Here is a 20,586-nt window from a genome sequence, read left to right on the forward strand (position 1 = left end):
GGGAGCCCGCTCCTCACGCTTTGGCGCGTGGCAGGCCCGGAACGAGATAAAGGGCCAACAGCAACAGCCAGATCGCCACGGCGAGGTGGAACAGGTGCCAGGCAAGGGCCGGATGCGCCGCCCGCAGCGGATCGGTTGCCAGTCGGCCCACCAGAAGGACGACGAAGCTGGCAGCCGCAAGCTTCGCTCTGCCAGGGTTCGCGCGATAGGCCATTGCAGCGCCCAGCAGGATCAGGCCCGCAAACAACGGCGTCAAGGCGCCTGGCACCACAACGGCCAATGCAAAGGCCGCACCGCCAAGCAGCGGCGGCAGCACGGGATGTCTGACAGCCAGAGCGCCCACCAGACACCCCAGACCGAACAGCGCGCCAGACCGGGACAGAAATTGGTGGATATCCTCGATCGGGCCGGTCAGGCCGGCGCTGATCCGGATCGTGCCGACCAGCGCCGCAAGCGCAAAGGGTGCCAGCCCCGCCGCGAACCAGGGGCTGACCCGCGCTGCACGCGCGATGGCAAAAGTCCCGGCTGCCGCAACCACGGCCTCGCTCAACGCGAAGTGCTGCGGCAACAACGCGGTCATTCGGCCGGCACGATGCGGGCAGCCCGATTGCGGCGGGCGTCGGGTGCGAAGCCCGCCGCCGTGCGGATGGACAGCGTCGTTTCGCGTGAGCCATCATGGCTCCAGCCCGGCGGCGCGAACACATAGGCCAGCCTTTGCCACCAGCGCAAACCACGCTGGCTGGCGTCACGGGCGATGCCGACATATTCATGCGTCAGCAGTTTCACCGGGTTCAGCGTGTTCAACTGCTTGACCAGGCCATAGACCGGCGGGTCAGCGGCGCACTCGGGCTCGAACGTCCCGAACAACCTGTCCCAGATGATCAGCGTGCCGGCATAATTCGCGTCGAGATAGCGCGGATTATTGCCATGATGAACACGGTGGTGGGATGGCGTGTTGAAGATCGCTTCATACCAGCGCGGCATCCTGTCGATGGTCTCGGTGTGCAGGAAGAACTGGTAGGTCGCATTCAGCACGCCGCAGAATGTGACCATGACGGGATCAAACCCCACCAGCACCAGCGGGATCTTCAGCATCATCGTGCCGGTGAAATGCTTGGTCCATGATTGGCGCAAGGCAATCGGCAGATTATAATTCTCGCTGGAATGGTGGACGACATGCATCGCCCACACCCAGCGCACCCGGTGGGCGAGCCGGTGGTGGACGTAGAATCGCAGATCATCCAGCACGAAGCAGAGGATGAAGGTCCCCCAGGTCACCGGGATCGTCGCGAAGCTGTAGGGCTCCACCGCGGCAAGCGCGCCCAATGTGATGAACGCGGTGGCCGCATTCGCCGGTTCGCTCAGATAGCCCAGCGCGATGCTCATCGCGCTGTCCTTGAGCGGGGTTTTGCCCCTCTGCCGGAACAGCCGGATCGCGACCTGTTCGATCGCAATCAGCGCCAGAAAGGCAAAGGCTGAAAACATGACGATGTTGGAACGGATGAAATCTTCCGCAGCCATTTGAAACTCCCCGAACCCCATCGCCGTGATAGGGCAACGAGATTGCGGAGAACAATTGAGTTATTTCGCCTTATTCTATACCAAATGGAACATGTCATTCGATCTGGTCCTGATCCGCCGTTTTGAAGCCGTCGCCAGGCTCGGCAGCTTTTCCAGGGCGGCCGACGAACTCGGCATGACGCACTCGGCCATGACCAAGAGCATCCGGACGCTGGAAGATCTGTGGAGCGTCCGCCTGTTCGAACGCACGACGCGATCGATCGTGCCGACGGCAGCCGGCCGGCGCCTGATCGAAATTGCGCCCGAACTGCTCACGCATGCAGACGAGGGCAAGGCGCGCGTGCTGGCGGCGGGGCGCCGGCTTTCGATCGTGTGCGGCCCGGCCATCATCGACAGTTTCATCCCCACAGCGCTTCTCGCCTTTGCAAAGCTGCGCCGCGACATCGGGGTGGACGTCGAATATCTGCCGCCCGACATGGCCGTGCAGCGGTTGCAGCAACACCGGGCGCAGTTGCTGCTGTACCACAAGGATTCGTTCGCGGCCTTTGCCGCACGGCGCGACCTGAAGATCCAGCCGGTGATCGAGGAGCCCTACCATCTCCTGTGCGCGCCAACGCATCCGGCAGCGGAATCCCGCGCGCCCGATGCCCTGCTGCAACATGATTGGGCCATTGCGGGGCTCGATCCCGGCTTTGCCGCCAACCTTGCCCCCGAACGTCGCGAGGCGCTGTTGCGCGCCGGGTTCCCGCGCTTTCGCCTCTCGAGCCAGCGCGCCTGTCTGGAGCTGGCGCGGCACGGAGTCGTGGTGACGATGGCACCGCGCTCCGCCGCGCTGAAGGCCTGTGCCGAAGGCGGGCTGGTGTCCTTCGATATACCCGGGATCGCCCCGTTTTCGCTTGCCGCCATGACGCTGGCACAACTGCCCGATGCGGCGGCGAGCGATTTCATCCAGATGCTGAACACAAATGACTGGGCGTGACGTGCCACTTCACCGCCCTTTGCCCCTTGCCATCGCGCACGCCGCCCGCTTTGATGCGCGCAAACAGGGGATCATCATGCGTCACATATTCGCCGGCCTGCTGGCCGCCAGCGCCATGTTTTCGAACGCCGTTCCAGCCGCCGCGCAGGCGCCCATCGCGCGGCCCGGGGAGCCCGCCTTCCGCGCGCTGTACAAGGAGCTGGTGGAGACCAACACCACCGTTTCCACCGGCAGTTGCACGGCGCTGGCGCAGAAGATCGCGGTGCGCCTGAAGGCCGCCGGTTACGCCGATGCGGACATCAGATTGTTCAATGGGCCCACGGATCGCCCGCAGGATGGCGGCCTGGTCGCGACGTTGCCGGGCAAGGACCCGAAGGCGAAGGCGATCCTGCTGCTCTCGCACCTCGACGTGGTGGAGGCCAAGCGCGCCGATTGGGAGCGTGACCCGTTTGCCTTCATCGAGGACGGCGGCTTTTTCTATGGCCGCGGCGTTTCGGACGACAAGGCGCACGCCACCATCTTCACCGATGCGATGATCCGCCTGAAACAGGCCGGCAAGCCCCAGAAACGCACGCTGAAACTCGCGCTGACCTGCGGCGAGGAAGGCGGACCGTTCAATGGCGCGCAATGGCTGGTGGCAAATCACCGCGACTGGATCGAGGCGGAATTCGCCCTGAACGAAGGCGGCGGCGGCAAGGCCGACGAGACCGGCAAGCCGATCAGCCTGGCCTTCCAGGCCGGCGAGAAAGTCTATCAGGATTTCGTGCTGGAAACCCGCAACCCCGGCGGCCACAGCAGCCGGCCGCGCCCGGACAATGCCATTTATGAACTGGCCGCCGGGCTGGTGCGCCTGTCGAAAAATGATTTCCCGATCATCCTGTCCGACACGACCCGCGCCTATTTCACCGCCATGGCCGGGCTGACCACGCCGGACAATGCCGTCGCCATCCGCACCCTGCTGGCCAATCCGGGCGATGCCGCCGCCGATGCCACCGTCTCGCGCGATCCCGGCTGGCACTCCACGCTGCGCACCAGCTGCGTCGCGACCATGCTCGACGCCGGCCACGCGAGGAACGCGCTGCCGCAGCGCGCGCAGGCCAATGTGAACTGCCGCATGTTCCCCGGCGAAAGCGTTGAAAAGGTGCGCGGCCAGATCGCCGAGCGGCTGGGCGACGCGACCATCACGGTCACCCCGCGCGCCTCCGAGAATCCCGACAAGGCCGCGCCGCCGCCGCCGCTCAGCCCCCAAGTCTATGGCCCCGCCGTCGCGCTGGCGAGCAAGCATTTCCCCGGCATCGCCATCATCCCGACGATGAGCACCGGCGCCACCGACGGCCGCTTTCTGAACGCCGCCGGCATCGCCACCTATGGCATGCCCGGTCGGTTCGGCATGCCCGATGGCAATGGCGTCCACGGCCTCAACGAGCGGATTTCGGTGAAGGGCGTGCTCGATGAACGCGATTATCTCTTCGACCTGATCGTCGCCTACGCCAGCAAGTAAGGATTTTCCCCGTGCGCAAGACCCTGTTCGCTGCGGCCCTGCTGGCTGCCGTTCCCGCCGCCATTCCCGCTGCCGCCCAGCCGGTGACACCGCAACCGGGCGAAGCCGCCTTCCGTGCGCTGTACAAGGAGATGGTGGAAACCGACACCAGCCTGACCACCGGCAGTTGCACCGCCGCCGCTGACAAGCTCGCCGTCCGCTTCCGCGCCGCCGGCTTCACCAATGCCGAGATCACGCAATTCTCGGTGCCTTTATTTCCCAAGGAAGGCGGCATCGTCGTTCACCTGAACGGCACCGACAAAAAGGCGCAGCCGATGCTGCTGCTCGGCCACCTGGATGTCGTGGCGGCAAAGCCGGAAGATTGGACGCGCAGCCCCTTTCAACTGATTGAGGAAGATGGCTATTTCTATGGCCGCGGCACGCTGGACGATAAAGCGCAAGCCGCCGTGTGGGCCGATCTGCTGATCCGCCTGAAGGCCGCCGGCAAGCCGCAGAAGCGCACCATCAAACTGGCGCTGACCTGCGGCGAGGAAACCACCTATGCCTTCAACGGCGCCGATTGGCTGGCGAAGAATCGCCCCGATCTGATCAGCGCGGCCTTCGCGCTGAACGAAGGCGGCGGCGGCCGGTACGGTGCCGATGGCAAGCCGCAGGGCCTGGCCGTGCAGGTCGGCGAAAAGACCGTGCAGAATTTCTGGATCCAGGCAACCAACCCCGGCGGCCACAGCAGTGTGCCCCGCCCCGACAACGCCATCACCGATCTGGCGCGGGCCATCGTGGCGGTGAACACCCATGAATTCCCGGTGCAATATACCGATACCACCCGCGCCTATTTCTCCGCCCTCGCCCGCATGATGCCGGCACCGATCGGCCCGGCGATCACCCGCCTGCTGGCCAACCCCAATGATGCCGAAGCCAACGCCATTGTTTCGCAGGACCCGACCAACCACAGCGTGCTGCGCACCACCTGCGTCGCCACCTTGATCGAGGCCGGCCATGCCGAAAACGCCCTGGCGCAGCGCGCGCGCACCAATGTGAACTGCCGCATGTTCCCCGGCACCGATCCGAATGTGCTGAAGGCCGATCTGGCCGCCATCATCGGCAATCCGAAGATGAGCATCAGCCTGAAGCTGCCGATCCGCCCGGTCGCCAAGCCCACGCCGATGAACCCGGCGATCATCGGCCCGATGCAGAGCCTTGCCGCCAAGCATTTCCCCGGCGTGCCGCTGCTGGCGATGATGTCCACCGGTGCCACCGATGCCATTTACATCACGCCCATCGGCGTGCCGGTCTATGGCGCGCCCGGCATGTTCATCGATCCCGATGGCAACGGCGTCCACGGCCTCAACGAACGCATCCGGGTGACAAGCGTGCTGAAGGGCCGCGACTATCTTTCCGATCTGGTGATCGCCCTGGCAAACCCATGATGCGGGACTCGCATCAATCGGCCTGACGCCCTACATGCAGCCCATGGATATTGCGCATCTCCTTTCGCCAGAAGCACTGGCGGCGTTCGGCCAGGTCGTGCTGATCGATCTGGTGCTGGCCGGCGACAACGCCATCGTCGTCGGCGCGCTCGCGGCCGGCCTGCCCGCGGCGCAGCGCAAGAAGGTGATCCTGATCGGCATCATCGCCGCGCTGGTGCTGCGCATCGTCTTCGCGCTGCTGGTCACGCAATTGCTGCAGATCGTCGGCCTGATCCTTGCCGGCGGGTTGCTGCTGCTGTGGGTCGCCTGGCGCATGTGGCGCGAACTCCACCCGCGCACCGCCATGATCGACGCGCCGGGCAGCAATGAGGATTATGCCGCCAGCAATGCACCGGCCCCGGCCAAAAGCTTCGCCGCTGCGGCCTGGTCGGTGGCGATCGCGGATGTCTCGATGAGCCTGGACAATGTGCTCGCCGTGGCCGGCGCGGCGCGCGAACATCCCGATATCCTGATTGCCGGCCTGATTCTGTCGGTCGCGCTGATGGGCGTCGCCGCCAATTTCATCGCGCAATATATCGAGCGCTATCGCTGGATCGCCTATGTCGGCCTGGCGGTCATCGTCTATGTCGCCGGCAAGATGATCTGGGAAGGCTTCAACGAAGTCGCGCCGATCATGGGCATGTGAATCTGACCTCTCCCCGCCGGGGAGAGGTCGAGAGGGGCGCGCACGCCAGCCTTATGGCAGCAGCACCGTCGATCCGGTCGTGCGCCGCGCCGCCAGATCTTCGTGCGCCCTTGCCACATCAGCCAGCGCATAATGTTGATTCACCGCGAGTTTCAGCGCGCCCGACGCCATCATCGCCAGCACCCGGCCGGCATGGGTCGCGCGGTCATCGGGCGTGGCATAATAATCGAACAAGGTCGGCCGCGTCGCAAACAGCGATCCCTTGCGCGCCAATATGCCCAGATCGACGCCCGACACCGGACCCGACGCATTGCCGAAGCTGACCATCAACCCGCGGCGTTTCAAACTGTCCAGCGACGGTTCCCAACTGGCCTTGCCAACGCCATCGAACACCACGTCAACACCGCGCCCGCCGGTCAGGCTGCGCACAGCCCCCGCCACATCATCACTGTCCAGCACGCCATGGTCAGCGCCATTGGCCGCCGCCAGCGCCAGTTTCTCGGCGCTGCCGGCCACGGCGATCACCGTCGCACCGACCGATTTCAGCCATTGCACCAGCAACAGGCCCACGCCACCGGCCGCCGCCGGCACCAGCGCCCAATCGCCGGCCTGCACCCGCGCACAGCGTTCTACCAGAAATTCGGTGGTACAGCCCTTGAGCAGGCCAGCCGCAGCCACCTCGTCGCTCACCCCGTCGGGCAAGGGCACCAGCATGGCGGCTGCGATGTTGCGGTGCGTGGCATAGGCGCCGATCGGCCCCCAGCAATAACCGACGCGCGCGCCCACCGGCAGCGTCACGCCTTCCCCAACCGCCTCGATCACGCCGGCGGCTTCCAGCCCCAGGCCCGATGGGAAGCTGAGCGGATAGAGGCCGGACCGGTGATAGGTGTCGATGAAATTCAGGCCGATGGCGGTGTGGCGGATACGCACCTCGCCCGGCCCTGGTTCGGCCAGGCTGATGTCCTGCCACTGCATCACGTCGGGGCCACCTGTGGCCGAGATCCGGATCGCCTTCATCATTTCGCCCTCTTCATGCTGCACCCGTGCTGCGCGGTAAGCATCTGATTTCACTTGCAACACACAATGAAGCGCAGCGCCTTGCCGATGTCGCTGCCAAACCGCTACACTAGCGGTTTCCCGGCAAGAGGCAAAGCGCGCATGAAGATCAGCTTCGACATCGAGTGCACTCCGCAAGAGGCCCGCGCCTTTTTCGGCTTGCCCGATCTGCAGCCGCTGCACGATGTCTATCTTGATCGCATGAAGGCCACGATGACCGACGGTATCAATCCCGCCGATTGGGAGAAACTGATGCGCACCTGGGCGCCGGGCATCGCCGGCAGCTATGAACAATGGCAGAAATTGTTCATGGCCGGCCTGAACGGCGGCGCCATGGGCAGCCCCACCAAACCACCCAAAGCCTGAACCTTCCGCCATGACCGATACGATCGCGGCGCTGGCCAGCGGCCGCCCACCGGCCGCGCTGGCGGTCATCCGCATCTCCGGCCCCGCGGCCTTTGCCGTGGTGCGTGCGCTGGCGGGGCGGCTGCCACCGCCGCGCCGGATGAGCCTGTGCCGACTGACCGACCCGGCCAGCGGCGCGTGGCTCGATTCGGCGCTGGTGGTGACGTTTCCGGGCCCGAACAGCGCCAGCGGGGAGGATCTCGCCGAACTGCACCTGCACGGCGGCCCGGCCGTGATCAGCGGTGTGCTCGCCGCCGTCACCGCGCTGCCCGACGTGCGCCTGGCCGAACCCGGTGACTATACGCGCCGCGCCTTTGCGAATGGCCGCATGGATCTGGCCCAGGTGGAAGGCCTTGCCGATCTGGTTGCCGCCGAAACCGCCAGCCAGCGCGATCAGGCGCTGGCGCTGGCCGGCGGCGCGTTGGGACGATTGGCAGAGGATTGGCGCGGCCGCTGCCTGGATGTGCTGGCGCAGGCAGAAGCCGGGCTGGATTTTGCCGAAGAGGAGGACGATGTCGCCGAGCGGCTGGACGAGGCCGCGCGCAAGGAGCTGCTGGCCATGGCCGGCGATCTCGCGCGCCTGATCGCCGATTCCGCCCGCGCCGCGCGCATCCGTCACGGCCTTGCCATCGCGGTCACCGGGGCGCCGAATGTCGGAAAATCAAGTCTGGTCAATGCTTTGGCGATGCGCGACGTGTCGATCGTCACGGCCATCGCCGGCACCACCCGCGATGCCATCGAGGTTCCCATCGATCTGGGCGGCGTGGCCGCCGTGCTGATCGATACCGCCGGCCTGCGCGACACCGATGACCCGGTGGAGGCCGAAGGCATCGCCCGTGCCCGCCGCCGCGCCGCCGATGCTGATCTGGTGATCGCCGTGGCCAGCGCCGATGCGCCCGCGTGGCCCGAAGTGCAGCCCAAGCGCCTGCTGTTACTCAACAAGGCCGACCTCGGCCTGCCCCCTGGCCTGCCCGGCGACGTGCTGGCCGTTTCTGCCGCGACAGGCGAAGGATTGGCTGAATTGCGCGACTGGTTGAGCGACTGGGCCCACAGCACCATCCGTCCCGGCGAGCCCGCCCTCCTCTCCCACGCCCGCCACCGCGCCGCCTTCACCGCCGCTGAAGCCGCCCTGCGCGACGCCGCCGACGCCGCCGAGCCTGTCCTGCGCGCCGAAGCCCTGCGCGCTGCCGCCCACGCCTTCGGCCGCATCGCCGGGCGGGTCGCGGTGGACGATGTGCTGGACCGTATCTTCAGCCGCTTCTGCATCGGCAAGTGAGGGGATGTTTCACGTGGAACAATCGCCGCCGACACGCTAAAGCCGCGGCATGGATTACGACGTCATCATCGTCGGCGCCGGCCATGCCGGGTGCGAGGCCGCAGCCGCTGCGGCACGGCGCGGCGCGCGTGTGGCGCTGGTAACGCTGCGCAGCGACGATCCCGGCACGCTCAGTTGCAATCCCGCTGTCGGTGGCATCGGCAAGGGCCATCTGGTGACCGAGATCGATGCGCTGGGTGGCATCATGGGCCGCGTAACGGATGCGGCACGCCTGCAATCGCGGCTGCTCAACCGCTCCAAGGGTCCCGCCGTGCATGGCCCGCGCGCGCAGGTTGACCGCAAACTCTATCGCAATGCCATGGCGCGGGTGCTCGCCGAGCATCCCGCTTTGCAGGTTGTCGCGACCGCCGTGCAATCGCTGATCATCGACAGCGGCCGCGTCACCGGCGTGGAGACCGCGCAAGGCCGCCTCGACGCGCCAACCGTCGTGCTCACCACTGGCACCTTCCTCGGCGGTGTGATGCACATCGGCAGCCAGCGTGAAGCCGGTGGTCGCGTCGGTGCGGAAGCCTCCGATCTCGGCGCCGCACTGCGCGCCATGGGCCTGCCGGTCAGTCGGCTGAAGACCGGCACGCCGGCGCGCCTCGATGGCCGCAGCATCGATTGGGCGGCGCTGGAATGGCAGCATGGCGATACGGATCACCCCCGCTTCAGCCAGAGCGGTACCGCCAACCCCCGTCCGCCGCTGCCCTGCGCAATCACCCGCACCAATGCCCGCACCCACCAGATCATCCGCGACCATCTGGGGGAATCGGCGCTCTATGGCGGCCATATCGATTCGGTCGGCCCGCGCTACTGCCCCTCCATCGAAGACAAGGTGGTGCGCTTCGGCGACCGCGATGGCCACCAGATCTTCCTGGAACCGGAAGGCTATGACGACATCACCATCTATCCCAATGGCCTGTCGACCTCACTGCCGCTCGGCGTGCAGCAGGCCTTCATTGCCACGATAACGGGGCTTGAACGGGTGCGCATCCTGCGGCCGGGCTATGCCATCGAATATGATCATGTCGATCCGCGGGCGCTGACGCCGGGGCTGGCCTGCAAGGATATCCCCGGCCTGTTCCTCGCCGGCCAGATCAACGGCACCACCGGTTATGAAGAGGCAGCCGCGCAGGGCCTGATCGCCGGCGCCAACGCCGCGGCCCAGGCACTGGACCTGCCGGAGCTGCGCATCGATCGCACCATGGCCTATATCGGCGTGATGATCGACGATCTGACCACGCACGGCGTCGCCGAACCCTATCGCATGTTCACCAGCCGCGCCGAATATCGCCTGCGGTTGCGCGCCGACAATGCCGATCAACGCCTGACTCCCCACGGCCAGACCCTGGGCCTTATCCCCGGCGATCAGGCGCAGCGTTTCGAGGCCCAGGCCAGCGCGCGCGATACCGCGCGCGCCCTGCTCGATTCACTGTCCGCAACCCCCCACCAACTGGCGAGCCACGGCATCGATGTGCGCCAGGATGGCCAGACGCGCAGCCTGTTCGATTGGCTGCGCTTCCCGGCCGTCACGCATGATGCGGCCCGCCGCGTCTGGCCACAACTGGCCGCCCTGCCCGACGACCTGCTTGCCAGCCTCGCCGTCGATGCCAACTATGCCGCCTATGTGGCCCGCCAGGATGCCGACGTGGCCGCGCTGCGCCGCGATGAAGGCCTGTTGCTGCCGGCGTCGCTCGATTACGCCGGCGTGCCTGGCCTGTCGCACGAGATGGTCGAGCGCCTCACCCGCGCCCGCCCGCTCACCATTGGGGCCGCCAGCCGCGTGCCCGGCATCACGCCCGCCGCGCTGATTGCGCTGTTGCCGCTCGCCACGCGCCGAGCCGCTTGACATGACCAATCCGGAACGCGAGGCCTTCGCGGCCGAATTTGATGTTTCACGTGAAACATTGGCGCGGCTCGATCGCTATGCCGATCTGCTCACCGAATGGCAGCAGCGCATGAACCTGGTTGGCCCATCCACGCTGCCGCACATCTGGGATCGACACTTCCGCGATTCGGCGCAACTGTTGCCGATCGCCGGCACCGGCCAACGCTGGCTGGATATCGGCGCCGGCGGCGGTTTCCCCAGCCTGGTCCTCGCCATCCTCGATCCGACCTGCAACATCATGTTGGTTGAATCCATCACCAAGAAATGCACATTCTTGTCCACAGTTGCGCACGAAACCGGCACGCATGACCAGATCATCGTCACCAACGCGCGCATAGAGGACACCAAAGCCACGCATTTCGACGTGATCACCGCCCGCGCCGCCGCCGCACTGGACACGCTGTTTGCATGGAGCACGCGTTTCGCCGGCCCCGGCACGCGCTGGATCCTGCCAAAAGGCGCCCGCGTGCAGGAAGAGCTTGCCACCGCCGCCAAGCGCTACCACTTTGATCACGAGCTGATTCCCAGCCGCACTGATTCTGCCGCCCGCATCGTCGTCGCCAGCAAGGTCAGGTTGGCAGCGTCAGGCCATATGGGGGTAAAACGCCGATGATCATTGCCATTGCCAATCAGAAAGGCGGCGTCGGCAAGACGACGACTGCGGTCAATCTGGCCACCGCGCTGGCCGCCATCGGCAAGCGCGTGCTGGTGATCGACAGCGACCCGCAAGGCAATGCCTCGACCGGACTTGGGGTGGGCCGCCGGGATCGCGAACCGTCGCTGTATCAACTGCTGATCGGGGAAGCCGCTGCCGCTGAAACCATCAAGCCGACGGCCGTGCCTGGCCTGTCGCTGATCCCGGCCACCTCGGCCTTGTCCGGCGCGGAGGTCGAGCTGGTCAGCACCGATCGCCGCACCCATCGCCTTGCCGACGCGCTCACCACCCTGCCACGCCATGATTTCGTGCTGATCGATTGCCCGCCTTCGCTCGGCCTGCTCACCGTCAACGCCCTGGTCGCGGCCGATTCGGTGTTGGTGCCGCTGCAAAGTGAGTTTTTCGCCCTGGAAGGGCTGTCGCAACTGCTCAGCACCATCGATCGCGTGAAGGCCGGGCTCAACCGCCGGCTTGAACTGCTGGGCATCGTGCTGACCATGGTTGACCGCCGCAACCGGCTTTCCGATCAGGTTTGCGACGATGTCCGCGCCGTGATGGGCGCCAAGGTGTTGCAAACCATGGTGCCACGCAACATCCGCCTGTCGGAAGCGCCCAGCCACGGCCTGCCGGCCTTGATCTATGACAGCCGCTGCGTCGGCTCCGAGGCCTATGTCGCCCTGGCGAGGGAACTCCTCGGCCGCATTGATGCCGGCCTGGCGCTGGCGGGATAAAGAGAGTCCAAATGGCTGAAACCAAGAAGAAATCCGGCCTTGGTCGTGGGCTGTCGGCCTTGCTGGACGATATCGCCGCGCCGCCCTCTGTTGATTCGCCGAATGTGGTGCGGCTCTCTATCGCCGATATCGCGGCCAATCCTGATCAGCCCCGCCGCCATTTCGACGAGCAGGCCATGGCGGAACTGGTCGCCTCGGTTCGCGCACACGGCATCCTGCAACCGATCCTGGTGCGCCCCTACCGCGGCCGGCATCAGATCATCGCCGGCGAACGCCGCTGGCGCGCGGCGCAGGTGGCGGGATTGCACGAAGTGCCGGTGGTGGTCCGCCCGCTCGATGACCGCCAGGTCTCTGAAATTGCATTGATCGAAAATATCCAGCGGGCCGATCTCAACGCCATCGAGGAAGCCCGCGGCTATCAGCGGCTGATCGCCGAACATGGCCACACCCAGATGGTGCTGGCGGATATTGTCGGCAAATCGCGCAGCCATATCGCCAATCTGCTGCGCCTGCTCGACCTGCCGGCCGGGGTGCAGGCCCTGGTTGAAACCGGCGCGCTGTCGATGGGCCATGCCCGCGCGCTGGTCGGCGCCGCCGATGCGCAGGCGCTAGCCGAACGCGTTGTCCGCCAGGGCCTCTCGGTGCGCGCGCTCGAACAGCAGCTTGCCGGCGGTCGCACCAAAGCCGGCGCACCGGCACCGGTGCCGGCCAGCGATCCCAATAGCGAAGCGCTGGAAAGCCAGTTGGCGGAAGCGCTTGGCATGCCGGTCGCCTTGCAGGTCGCCCCCGGCGCCAGCAGCGGCAGCCTCACCATCCGCTTTGCCGATCTCGATCAGCTCGACATGCTTTGCGCCCGGCTCGGGGCCAGTTAGACGCGTTTGCGCTTGAATCGATTCGCCACGCCCTCCCCGTAGACCTTCGGTCGCCTACGGCTGCAGGGAGGGCGTTGAGTGCTTCAACTTGAAGGCAATCAACGCCGTCGCGCAGCCGCCGCGGCGCGGCGCGTGATGGCCAACAACATGGCATGCACCCCCAGGTCGGCGAGGCCGCCGCTGGTCTTCACCCCGCGTTCGGCCGCCAGCACTTCGGCCATGGCACGTTGCAGGCGATCCTGTGTCCACAGGCCCAACGCCTTGGCGATGATGGGCTTTTCCTTGAAGAAAATCGCCCTGGCACCCTCCACCACGCTATCCGGGCTGCGGCCAGCATCAACCTCCACGCGCAGCGCGATCAGTTGCACCAATCGCCGTTCCAACCCGCGCAGCAACGGGATGGCTGTGCCATCGGGCAGCCGCGCCAGCAGATCGGTGGCGGTCGCAACATCACCGGTGGTGATCGCCGCGATGGGCGCAAACAGCTCGGCGTCGCCGCTGGTAATGCCCAACGCCGCCAGATCCTCGGCCTCCAGCCGCTGCGGGCGGCCCGCGTCTGAATCCTTGTAAAGCGCGTATTTCTCCAGCTCCCGGCGCATCACCTGGCGGTCGCCGGCGGCGGACGCGAACAAGATCTCCGCCACGCCGCGCTCCAGACGCAACCCCAACGGTGCCGCCATCTCGGCAAGCAGGCGCGGCGCATCGCGCAGCGTCGCCTCATATTGGGCGCTGGACGCAATTCCAGCCTGCTTCTCGGCATATTGGCGCAGCTTGTTGGCCGCCTTCAGATCGCCGGCCAGCGCCACCACCGGGTGCCCGGCCGGTGCCGCCAGCAGCGCCTCCACAGCGGGCAGGCCCGCTTCGTCAAGGCCATCGACGCGCACCACCTCGCGGCCGCCAAACATCGACAGGCTGGTGGCCGCCGCCACCAAGGCCTGGCTGTCATGCTTCAGGCTGGCGCCGTCGATCTCGGTCAAGGTTTCCGCGGCCAGGCCGGCCAGCACCTGCCCGGCCAGATCACGCGACGCCGATTCATCCGGCCCGAACAGCAGCACCAGGCGCAGATCGGCCGGCCAGGCGCGGGCGATGCTGGCAATGCGGCCGGCATCGGCCTTCATCGCTGCAGCCTACTTGGCGGTGGCGCGGGCATGGCGCGCCAGCCGGGCGCTGATCTGCCGGGCGAGATCGATCGACAGACGATCCAGCGCGGCATTTTCCGCCGCAACCACGGCATAGTTGGAACTGACGCGATCAATGCCGGCGTCCGCCGCGACAGTGTCGTCCAGCACGACCTGGCCGGTGGCGGCCTCCACCAGCCGGAAACGGGCGCGCAGTGTGCGCCGCTCGCGCGCGGCCGACGAATCGCCGCGCAAACCGAAGGCGGTGATCTGATCATCCAACAGGATTTCCAGCCGATAGCGTGGATCGGCAGCGGCACGGCCGAACTGTTCCTCCAGCGCCTGGCGGACCAGGAATCCGGCGCGTTCCGGGATTGGCGCGATGCCGATATCCGCCAGCAGGCTGGCCGGTGCCGATGCGCTGCCACCGGAATAGACCGGCTGCAGCGCACAACCGGGCAGGGCCAGCAGGGCCAGCAGCAGAGCGGCGCTACGCAACGATGTTCACCAGGCGATCGGGAACCACGATGATCTTGCGCGGGGTTGCGCCGTCGAGGCTGCGCTGCACCGTGGGCAGCGCCAGCGCTTCGGCCTCCAGCGCGGCCTTGTCAGCGCCCTTGGCAGCGGTGAAGCTGCCCTTGAGCTTGCCGTTCAACTGCACCGCGATGGTGACTTCATCGTCGATCAGCAGCGCCGGATCGGCCACCGGCCAGGCCGCGTCGCACACCAGCCCATGCTGGCCGAGCAGCGCCCACGCCTCTTCGGCCAGATGCGGCGACATCGGCGCAACCAGTTGAATCAACGTGATAACACCGGCGAAGCGACTGGGGCCGGGCGTAGCACGCTCCAGCGCCCCGACCAGCTCATACAGGCGCGCCACCGCCTTGTTGAACTGCAACTTGTCGATATCGCCGGTCACCGCCGCGATGGCGCGGTGCACCTGGCGATCGATCTTCAGGTCGACGGCACCCTCGGCAGGCGTCACATGGTCTTCAGCCAGCCGCCACACGCGCTGCACAAAGCGCCAGGCGCCATCGATGCCGCTTTCCGACCAGGCCAGATCACGCTCGGGCGGCGAATCGGAAAGCATGAACCAGCGCACCGCATCGGCGCCGTATCGACCGAGAATGGCATCGGGATCGATGACATTCTTCTTGGATTTCGACATCTTGATGACGCGGCCAATCTCTACGGCCTCCCCATCGGCCTTCAGCCACGCGCCATCGCTGCGCCGTTCGACATCATCGGGCGCGAACCACAGTGGCGGCAGGCCTTCGCCCTGCGGCCGGCTGTAGGTCTCGTGGGTCACCATGCCTTGCGTGAACAGGCCAGCAAAGGGCTCGGCCACATCAAGCGCGCCGATGCGCTGCAGGGCGCGCGTCCAGAAGCGCGCATAGAGCAGGTGCAGGATGGCATGCTCCACCCCGCCGATATACTGGCCAACCGGCAGCCACTGCGCCGCCACCGCCGGATCGAACGGGCGATCGACGGGCGCGCTGGCAAAGCGGATGAAATACCAGGACGAATTGGTGAAGGTGTCGAGCGTGTCGGTCTCGCGCCGCGCCGCCGCGCCGCACGCCGGGCAGTCCACCTGCCCCCAGGTCGGGTGGCGCTCCAGCGGGTTGCCGGGTTGGTCGAAGCTCACATCCTCCGGCAGGATCACCGGCAGATCGGCCTTGGGCACCGGCACCACCCCGCAGGCATCGCAATGGATGATCGGGATCGGCGTGCCCCAATAGCGTTGGCGCGACACGCCCCAATCGCGCAGGCGATATTGGGTGACGGCCTCGCCCCAGCCTTCGGCCTCGGCCCGCGCGATCACGGTGGCGCGCGCATCCTCGGCGGTCATGCCGTCCAGGAAGCGCGAGTTCACCATGCGGCCGGCGCCGGTATAGGCTTCGTCGTGGATGGGGGCTGATTCCTCGCCCTCGGCCGCGACGACGCGCAGCACCGGCAATTGATATTTGCGCGCAAAATCCAGGTCGCGCTGGTCATGGCCGGGGCAGCCGAACAGCGCGCCGGTGCCATATTCCATCAACACGAAATTGGCGACGAACACCGGCAAGCTGATGCCGGGATCAAGCGGATGGACCACCGACAGGCCCGTATCAAAGCCCAGCTTCTCCTGGGTTTCGATATCGGCCGCCGCGGTGCCACCGGCCTGGCACTGCAGGATGAAGTCCGCCAGCGCCGGATTATCGCGCGCACATTGCTGCGCCAACGGGTGATCGGCGGCGATGGCGGCAAAGCTGGCGCCGAACAGCGTGTCGGGCCGCGTGGTGAACACGTCGAACGCGCCACCTTCGGCCACCTGGAAGGCAAACCGCAGCCCGGTCGATCGCCCGATCCAGTTCTCCTGCATCAAACGGACCTTGTCCGGCCACTGGTCCAACCCCTGCAACCCATCCAGCAGATCATCGGCAAAATCGGTGATCTTCAGGAACCACTGGTTCAGCTTGCGCCGTTCGACCAGCGCGCCCGATCGCCAGCCGCGGCCGTCGATCACCTGTTCATTGGCCAGCACGGTCATGTCGACCGGATCCCAGTTCACCGCCGATTCACGGCGATAGACCAGCCCGGCGGCCAGCATGTCCAGAAACAGTGCCTGTTCGTGGCCGTAATAATCCGGCTCGCAGGTGGCGAGTTCGCGGCTCCAATCCAGCGCGAAGCCCAGCCGCTTCAACTGGGCGCGCATCGCCGCGATATTGGCGCGGGTCCAACTGCCGGGGTCCACACCGCGTTCCATGGCGGCATTTTCGGCCGGCATGCCGAACGCATCCCAGCCCATGGGATGCAGCACTTCAAAACCCTGGGCGCGGCGCGTGCGCGCCACAACATCGCCCATCGTATAGTTGCGCACATGGCCGATATGGATGCGCCCCGAAGGATAGGGAAACATTTCAAGCACATAGGACTTGGGCTTCGGGCTGTCATCGCGCGCGACAAAGCTTTCGCGCGCATCCCAGATGGCCTGCCAGCGCCGCTCTGCGGCCTGATGGTCAAAACGCGGCATGGGCGCTCAAATCAGCAGATCAACGGTCTGGCGCCATGGCATTGCGCCGCAGATCGCGGGCCTTGGCCAGGATGGCTTCTTCCAGACGCTGCACGGTGCCGGCCCGCACGCCGGCATCGGCCCAGCCGGTGGCACCCAGCGTCTGGCGCTGCACATTCACCTTGATCGCATCGGATCGCAATTCGGTATCGAGAATGGTGATCGTCACCTTCACCCGCTCATTGGCGCTTTGCGGAGAGACATACCAATCGGAAAGGATCACGCCGCCATTGGAATCGACCTGGGCCAACGGCATGAAACCGATCGTATCCAGCGCCGAACGCCACAGATAGGCGTTGATGCCCAACGTGGTGACGCGCGGCGGCGCTTCGGCCGACAATTTCGGCTTCTTGCGGCCGCACGCCGGCGCCATCAGCGCCAACGAAGACAGGAAAACCAGGGTAACGATACGCCGCATGGCAGGCCCTTCATCGGATGCGGCCCCGGCGGGCCGGCTCGGGCTGCTTATTGGCATGTTGCACCCCTGTCGCCAAGCCCGGCGCACGCTGCAACGCCGGGCAGCGCCGTTTCGCAGCACGGCCACGCCGCTGCCCGGGGCGGAAACTGTGGGCTTCCCGCCACAAGTCCCGCAAAAACGCGTGGTTGCGGCCGTTCATGTACGGGATATCTCCAAACGCATATGGGCTTACGCGATGCTGGTTGCTACGTTGCAATGGATGAAAACCGGGGCTGATTCGGCCGCGCTCGTGCGCGCCTTCGCCCGCCGCACCGCTACGGTGCTGGTGGCCGCAAGCCTGTGCGCCGGCCTTGCCGTGTCGGCGCAGGCCGCAAAGCCGGCGCGCGCCGTGAAACAACGGCTCGCCATCGATACGCCGATCACACCGTTCGCGCCAAAGCTCGCCGAATTCGGCCGCTTCGCCTTCACCGCCCCCGGTGCCCCGTCGCAGCCACAATCGCTGTCCAGCGGCTTCCGTTTCACGCCATCGGGCCAGGCCGATAGCCTGCGCGCCCTGTCGCTCGGCGTCGCCACCCGCTTGACCGCCGCAGTCGCCGATCGTTCCAAGGCCACCGCCCCCACCGAATTGCTGGTGGTGCCGGCCGGCTATGGCCTCAATCTCTCGCTCGGCTGGAAGGGCTTTGCGCTCGATACCGGCTACAGCCATGCCGAACCGGTGCTGGCCTCGCCGCTGGCCGGCCGGATGACCGACGCCGTCAATCTCGGCCTGTCCTATGGCGGCCGCAACTGGCGCACCCGCCTGGAAGGCACCGCCGAACAAAGCCAGCCATTGGCCTTCGCGCCGCTCACCCGCCGCTATTCGCTCGAACTGGGCGGCGCCTATCGCGTCGCACCGCGCCTGTCGGTCACCGGCGGCCTGCGCTATCGCATCGCGCCCGAACCGCCGAGCCTGGTGCTGCCGAACCGCGACGACCAGGCCGTCTATCTCGGCACCAGCATCGCCTTCTGATCCGGTGAGCGACGCTTCCGAACGTCTCGCCGCCGTGCAGGCCGGGATTCAACGAGCCTGCCGCGATGCCGGCCGCAAAGATCGTCCCCTGCTGGTCGCCGTCTCCAAAACCTTCGCCGCCGAAGACATCACCCCGCTGATCGCCGCCGGCCAACGCCACTTCGGCGAAAACCGCGTGCAGGAAGCGCAAGCCAAATGGCCGGCGCTGATGGCCGAAACGGCCGGCATCGTCCTGCACCTCGTCGGCCAACTGCAATCCAACAAGGCGGCCGAGGCCGTCGCGCTGTTCGATGTGATCCACAGCGTCGATCGCCCGTCGCTGGTCACCGCGCTGGCCAAGGCCCAAACCGCCGCCAACAAACGGCCCGCCTGCTTCATCCAAGTCAATATCGGCGATGAAGCCCAAAAAGGCGGCTGCGCGATCCCCGATCTCCCCGCCCTGCTCACCCAGGCCCGCGAAGCCAATCTCGATATCGCCGGCCTGATGTGCGTCCCCCCCGCGGATCGTGAGCCCGCCCCCTATTTCGCGCTGCTGGCCGAACACGCGCGCCGCCTGAACCTCCCCGGCCTCTCCATGGGCATGTCCAGCGACTACCAGACCGCCGCGCTGCTCGGCTCCACCGTGGTCCGCGTGGGCAGCGCGCTGTTCGGCAGCCGAGGCTAGCTCAGAAATTGATCTCCGCGGCGAAGTCCGCCGCTGTCGTGATGCGCGTTGCGCCATGCTGGCGAAGGACAAGCAGGTCATCCTTGTCGCCCGTAACCAACCGGTCGGCTGAACCCGCCTCGCACAATGCCAGCAGGAAATCGTCGCGTGGATCACGTGACCGTTGCACCTGGGGCAGCCGGGATGGCATCTCGGCCAGCGCCGCCATCTGGTTGACCAACCGCCCAACTTCAGACGGCCGAACCAGCGCCCTGATCTTGTCGCGACGACTGACCGCGCGGAACTCCTCCAACTGGGTCCTGTGGCTCACAAGCACAAACCGGCGGTCCAGCCAGGCGTCAATCAAACGCGCCGGGATGCCGTGCGGAGAAAGCAGGCCGCTCAGCAGGATGTTCGTGTCCAGGATCACCCGCACGGTCTATTCCCGCGCGTCGGCCCAGAATGCCAACCGTGTCTCGCCAAGCGCGTCCTCAACCAGACGCGACACCTCATCCTCACCGATGTCGGCATTCCGCGCGCGGATATCGCTCACCGTCTGACGCAAAACCTCGCGGTTGACCGCCTCTTCAACGAACTTTGACAAATCACCCTTGCGGCCCCCGCGCGTCGCCAACAACGTTCGCAACGCCACATCGGTATCGCGCGAGACCTTCAAACTCCAACGGGCCAGCTCAGCCATGTCATGTCCTTCATGCGTTCAGACACATATACGTCCATCCGGCCTGGGCTGCAATCAGGCGACAGAACGCACCTCCCAGCCCGCCCGGCCTCTCCATGAGCATGTCCAGCGACGACCAGACGGCCGCGCTGCTCGGGTCCACCGTGGGTGGGCAGCGCGCTGTTCGGGGTTAGAGGATCGAAAGCCTCCGGCGGGCAGGGGTGACCCCTGCACCCATCAGTTTTCGGGCAGCACGCCCGCCACACGTCACGGACTTGATCGCACCAGCCTGGCGTCCCCGAAGTTAGGCCCCAATCGCCTCCACACGAGCGATTTCCGCTACGAAGGCGGCGCGCATGGAGTCACGCTCCTTCTCGGGCAGCCAATTGGCCATTTGCGGGAACACAGTCTTGTGGAAACGCATGGTGCGAGCATCCATTGCCCCGGCGTCAGCCGCCGCTCGAAGGCTATCGAGCACGGCGTTCAGCTCCGCCCTTATGTCATCGATATCCGGCACATAACGCTGCGGCGCCTTGGCTTCGCCAAGATCGAAACCGAGTTGGCCCTTTGGCGATTCAAGCACTTCGCTCATAAGGTCACGATATCCCATGCTTGCAGGGTGGCGATAC

The 20,586-nt window shown here is 66.3% G+C and carries 22 protein-coding genes; 12 read left to right on the forward strand and 10 right to left on the reverse strand.

Annotated features, from left to right (window positions below; translation table 11 throughout):
- Nucleotides 1-13: 13 nt before the first annotated feature.
- Nucleotides 14-580, reverse strand: coding sequence for a hypothetical protein (locus ABWP22_RS01655; protein WP_353198185.1), 567 nt, complete (start codon nt 578-580; stop codon nt 14-16).
- On the reverse strand, nt 577-1,521 hold the full coding sequence (locus ABWP22_RS01660; protein ID WP_353198186.1) for a sterol desaturase family protein: 945 nt from the start codon (nt 1,519-1,521) through the stop codon (nt 577-579). Before ABWP22_RS01660 ends, ABWP22_RS01655 begins: the two co-directional genes overlap by 4 nt.
- Nucleotides 1,522-1,612: 91 nt before the next feature.
- On the opposite strand from ABWP22_RS01660, the gene ABWP22_RS01665 reads away from it, so the two are divergent.
- The 4 genes from ABWP22_RS01665 (at nt 1,613) to ABWP22_RS01680 (ending at nt 6,113) form a co-directional block, all read left to right on the forward strand.
- Nucleotides 1,613-2,500 (forward strand): LysR family transcriptional regulator, encoded by an 888-nt coding sequence (locus ABWP22_RS01665; protein WP_353198187.1) that lies wholly within the window; start codon nt 1,613-1,615, stop codon nt 2,498-2,500.
- 76 nt (nt 2,501-2,576) lie between these two features.
- Nucleotides 2,577-4,001, forward strand: a complete 1,425-nt coding sequence (locus tag ABWP22_RS01670; protein WP_353198188.1) for a M20/M25/M40 family metallo-hydrolase — start codon at nt 2,577-2,579, stop codon at nt 3,999-4,001.
- A gap of 11 nt (nt 4,002-4,012) precedes the next feature.
- Nucleotides 4,013-5,428, forward strand: coding sequence for a M20/M25/M40 family metallo-hydrolase (locus ABWP22_RS01675; RefSeq protein WP_353198189.1), 1,416 nt, complete (start codon nt 4,013-4,015; stop codon nt 5,426-5,428).
- A 43-nt stretch (nt 5,429-5,471) separates the two neighbouring features.
- Nucleotides 5,472-6,113: a YjbE family putative metal transport protein gene (locus ABWP22_RS01680; RefSeq protein ID WP_353198417.1), complete on the forward strand. Its 642-nt coding sequence runs from the start codon at nt 5,472-5,474 to the stop codon at nt 6,111-6,113.
- Nucleotides 6,114-6,164: 51 nt separating this feature from the next.
- Here ABWP22_RS01680 and ABWP22_RS01685 read toward each other — a convergent pair whose 3' ends face one another.
- Nucleotides 6,165-7,133: a quinone oxidoreductase family protein gene (locus ABWP22_RS01685; protein WP_353198418.1), complete on the reverse strand. Its 969-nt coding sequence runs from the start codon at nt 7,131-7,133 to the stop codon at nt 6,165-6,167.
- Between the two features lie 63 nt (nt 7,134-7,196).
- Here ABWP22_RS01685 and ABWP22_RS01690 point away from each other — a divergent pair, with 63 nt between their 5' ends.
- Genes ABWP22_RS01690 through ABWP22_RS01715 form a run of 6 tightly spaced genes read left to right on the forward strand, consistent with a single transcriptional unit; the run spans nt 7,197 to nt 13,038 of the window.
- Complete coding sequence (locus ABWP22_RS01690) at nt 7,197-7,535, forward strand: DUF6489 family protein (RefSeq protein WP_353198190.1); 339 nt, start codon at nt 7,197-7,199, stop codon at nt 7,533-7,535.
- A gap of 10 nt (nt 7,536-7,545) precedes the next feature.
- The gene (gene mnmE / locus ABWP22_RS01695; protein ID WP_353198191.1) at nt 7,546-8,850 is read left to right on the forward strand and encodes a tRNA uridine-5-carboxymethylaminomethyl(34) synthesis GTPase MnmE; all 1,305 of its coding nucleotides are present in this window, start codon (nt 7,546-7,548) and stop codon (nt 8,848-8,850) included.
- A 49-nt stretch (nt 8,851-8,899) separates the two neighbouring features.
- Nucleotides 8,900-10,741 (forward strand): tRNA uridine-5-carboxymethylaminomethyl(34) synthesis enzyme MnmG, encoded by a 1,842-nt coding sequence (gene mnmG, locus ABWP22_RS01700; protein ID WP_353198192.1) that lies wholly within the window; start codon nt 8,900-8,902, stop codon nt 10,739-10,741.
- A gap of 1 nt (nt 10,742) precedes the next feature.
- A complete protein-coding gene (rsmG, locus tag ABWP22_RS01705) occupies nt 10,743-11,393 on the forward strand; it encodes a 16S rRNA (guanine(527)-N(7))-methyltransferase RsmG (protein WP_353198193.1) in 651 nt (216 codons plus the stop codon).
- The gene (locus ABWP22_RS01710) at nt 11,390-12,166 is read left to right on the forward strand and encodes a ParA family protein (protein ID WP_353198194.1); all 777 of its coding nucleotides are present in this window, start codon (nt 11,390-11,392) and stop codon (nt 12,164-12,166) included. Before rsmG ends, ABWP22_RS01710 begins: the two co-directional genes overlap by 4 nt.
- An 11-nt stretch (nt 12,167-12,177) precedes the next feature.
- Nucleotides 12,178-13,038 carry a ParB/RepB/Spo0J family partition protein gene (locus ABWP22_RS01715; RefSeq protein WP_353198195.1) on the forward strand — a complete coding sequence of 287 codons (861 nt, stop codon included), beginning with the start codon at nt 12,178-12,180 and terminating at the stop codon, nt 13,036-13,038.
- A gap of 98 nt (nt 13,039-13,136) precedes the next feature.
- Here the strand turns inward: ABWP22_RS01715 and holA are convergent, their stop codons facing one another.
- The 4 genes from holA to ABWP22_RS01735 are packed head-to-tail and all read right to left on the reverse strand — an operon-like array spanning nt 13,137 to nt 17,626.
- Nucleotides 13,137-14,156 (reverse strand): DNA polymerase III subunit delta, encoded by a 1,020-nt coding sequence (holA, locus tag ABWP22_RS01720; RefSeq protein WP_353198196.1) that lies wholly within the window; start codon nt 14,154-14,156, stop codon nt 13,137-13,139.
- A gap of 9 nt (nt 14,157-14,165) precedes the next feature.
- A complete protein-coding gene (gene lptE, locus ABWP22_RS01725) occupies nt 14,166-14,654 on the reverse strand; it encodes an LPS assembly lipoprotein LptE (protein WP_353198197.1) in 489 nt (162 codons plus the stop codon).
- Nucleotides 14,647-17,169, reverse strand: a complete 2,523-nt coding sequence (gene leuS / locus ABWP22_RS01730) for a leucine--tRNA ligase (protein ID WP_353198198.1) — start codon at nt 17,167-17,169, stop codon at nt 14,647-14,649. The genes lptE and leuS overlap by 8 nt, the downstream gene beginning before the upstream one ends.
- Nucleotides 17,170-17,188: 19 nt before the next feature.
- Nucleotides 17,189-17,626, reverse strand: a complete 438-nt coding sequence (locus ABWP22_RS01735; RefSeq protein ID WP_353198199.1) for a DUF3576 domain-containing protein — start codon at nt 17,624-17,626, stop codon at nt 17,189-17,191.
- Between the two features lie 259 nt (nt 17,627-17,885).
- Between ABWP22_RS01735 and ABWP22_RS01740 the strand changes: the two genes are divergently transcribed.
- Both ABWP22_RS01740 and ABWP22_RS01745 read left to right on the forward strand, forming a co-directional pair.
- Nucleotides 17,886-18,635, forward strand: coding sequence for a hypothetical protein (locus tag ABWP22_RS01740; protein WP_353198200.1), 750 nt, complete (start codon nt 17,886-17,888; stop codon nt 18,633-18,635).
- Nucleotides 18,636-18,639: 4 nt separating this feature from the next.
- Nucleotides 18,640-19,299, forward strand: coding sequence for a YggS family pyridoxal phosphate-dependent enzyme (locus ABWP22_RS01745; RefSeq protein ID WP_353198201.1), 660 nt, complete (start codon nt 18,640-18,642; stop codon nt 19,297-19,299).
- 1 nt (nt 19,300) lies between these two features.
- On the opposite strand, the gene ABWP22_RS01750 is transcribed toward ABWP22_RS01745, so the two are convergent.
- The 3 genes from ABWP22_RS01750 to ABWP22_RS01760 form a co-directional block, all read right to left on the reverse strand.
- The gene (locus ABWP22_RS01750) at nt 19,301-19,714 is read right to left on the reverse strand and encodes a putative toxin-antitoxin system toxin component, PIN family (RefSeq protein ID WP_353198202.1); all 414 of its coding nucleotides are present in this window, start codon (nt 19,712-19,714) and stop codon (nt 19,301-19,303) included.
- A 3-nt stretch (nt 19,715-19,717) separates the two neighbouring features.
- Nucleotides 19,718-19,978, reverse strand: a complete 261-nt coding sequence (locus ABWP22_RS01755; RefSeq protein ID WP_353198203.1) for a ribbon-helix-helix domain-containing protein — start codon at nt 19,976-19,978, stop codon at nt 19,718-19,720.
- 283 nt (nt 19,979-20,261) lie between these two features.
- Complete coding sequence (locus ABWP22_RS01760; protein ID WP_353198204.1) at nt 20,262-20,549, reverse strand: hypothetical protein; 288 nt, start codon at nt 20,547-20,549, stop codon at nt 20,262-20,264.
- Nucleotides 20,550-20,586 lie beyond the last annotated feature (37 nt).

The organism is Sandarakinorhabdus sp., from assembly GCF_040398665.1.
In the GTDB taxonomy this organism is placed as follows: domain Bacteria; phylum Pseudomonadota; class Alphaproteobacteria; order Sphingomonadales; family Sphingomonadaceae; genus Sandarakinorhabdus.

What these genes read in the sequence shown, in the direction of transcription:
- mnmE (WP_353198191.1), top strand. Translation starts at nt 7,546, where the DNA reads ATGACCGATACGATCGCGGCGCTGGCCAGCGGCCGCCCACCGGCCGCG.
- ABWP22_RS01670 (WP_353198188.1), top strand. Translation starts at nt 2,577, where the DNA reads ATGCGTCACATATTCGCCGGCCTGCTGGCCGCCAGCGCCATGTTTTCG.
- leuS (WP_353198198.1), bottom strand. Translation starts at nt 17,169, where the DNA reads ATGCCGCGTTTTGACCATCAGGCCGCAGAGCGGCGCTGGCAGGCCATC.
- ABWP22_RS01660 (WP_353198186.1), bottom strand. Translation starts at nt 1,521, where the DNA reads ATGGCTGCGGAAGATTTCATCCGTTCCAACATCGTCATGTTTTCAGCC.
- ABWP22_RS01755 (WP_353198203.1), bottom strand. Translation starts at nt 19,978, where the DNA reads ATGGCTGAGCTGGCCCGTTGGAGTTTGAAGGTCTCGCGCGATACCGAT.
- ABWP22_RS01735 (WP_353198199.1), bottom strand. Translation starts at nt 17,626, where the DNA reads ATGCGGCGTATCGTTACCCTGGTTTTCCTGTCTTCGTTGGCGCTGATG.
- mnmG (WP_353198192.1), top strand. Translation starts at nt 8,900, where the DNA reads ATGGATTACGACGTCATCATCGTCGGCGCCGGCCATGCCGGGTGCGAG.
- ABWP22_RS01690 (WP_353198190.1), top strand. Translation starts at nt 7,197, where the DNA reads ATGAAGCGCAGCGCCTTGCCGATGTCGCTGCCAAACCGCTACACTAGC.
- rsmG (WP_353198193.1), top strand. Translation starts at nt 10,743, where the DNA reads ATGACCAATCCGGAACGCGAGGCCTTCGCGGCCGAATTTGATGTTTCA.
- ABWP22_RS01760 (WP_353198204.1), bottom strand. Translation starts at nt 20,549, where the DNA reads ATGAGCGAAGTGCTTGAATCGCCAAAGGGCCAACTCGGTTTCGATCTT.
- ABWP22_RS01740 (WP_353198200.1), top strand. Translation starts at nt 17,886, where the DNA reads ATGAAAACCGGGGCTGATTCGGCCGCGCTCGTGCGCGCCTTCGCCCGC.
- ABWP22_RS01710 (WP_353198194.1), top strand. Translation starts at nt 11,390, where the DNA reads ATGATCATTGCCATTGCCAATCAGAAAGGCGGCGTCGGCAAGACGACG.
- ABWP22_RS01680 (WP_353198417.1), top strand. Translation starts at nt 5,472, where the DNA reads ATGGATATTGCGCATCTCCTTTCGCCAGAAGCACTGGCGGCGTTCGGC.
- ABWP22_RS01715 (WP_353198195.1), top strand. Translation starts at nt 12,178, where the DNA reads ATGGCTGAAACCAAGAAGAAATCCGGCCTTGGTCGTGGGCTGTCGGCC.
- ABWP22_RS01665 (WP_353198187.1), top strand. Translation starts at nt 1,613, where the DNA reads ATGTCATTCGATCTGGTCCTGATCCGCCGTTTTGAAGCCGTCGCCAGG.
- holA (WP_353198196.1), bottom strand. Translation starts at nt 14,156, where the DNA reads ATGAAGGCCGATGCCGGCCGCATTGCCAGCATCGCCCGCGCCTGGCCG.
- ABWP22_RS01685 (WP_353198418.1), bottom strand. Translation starts at nt 7,133, where the DNA reads ATGATGAAGGCGATCCGGATCTCGGCCACAGGTGGCCCCGACGTGATG.
- ABWP22_RS01655 (WP_353198185.1), bottom strand. Translation starts at nt 580, where the DNA reads ATGACCGCGTTGTTGCCGCAGCACTTCGCGTTGAGCGAGGCCGTGGTT.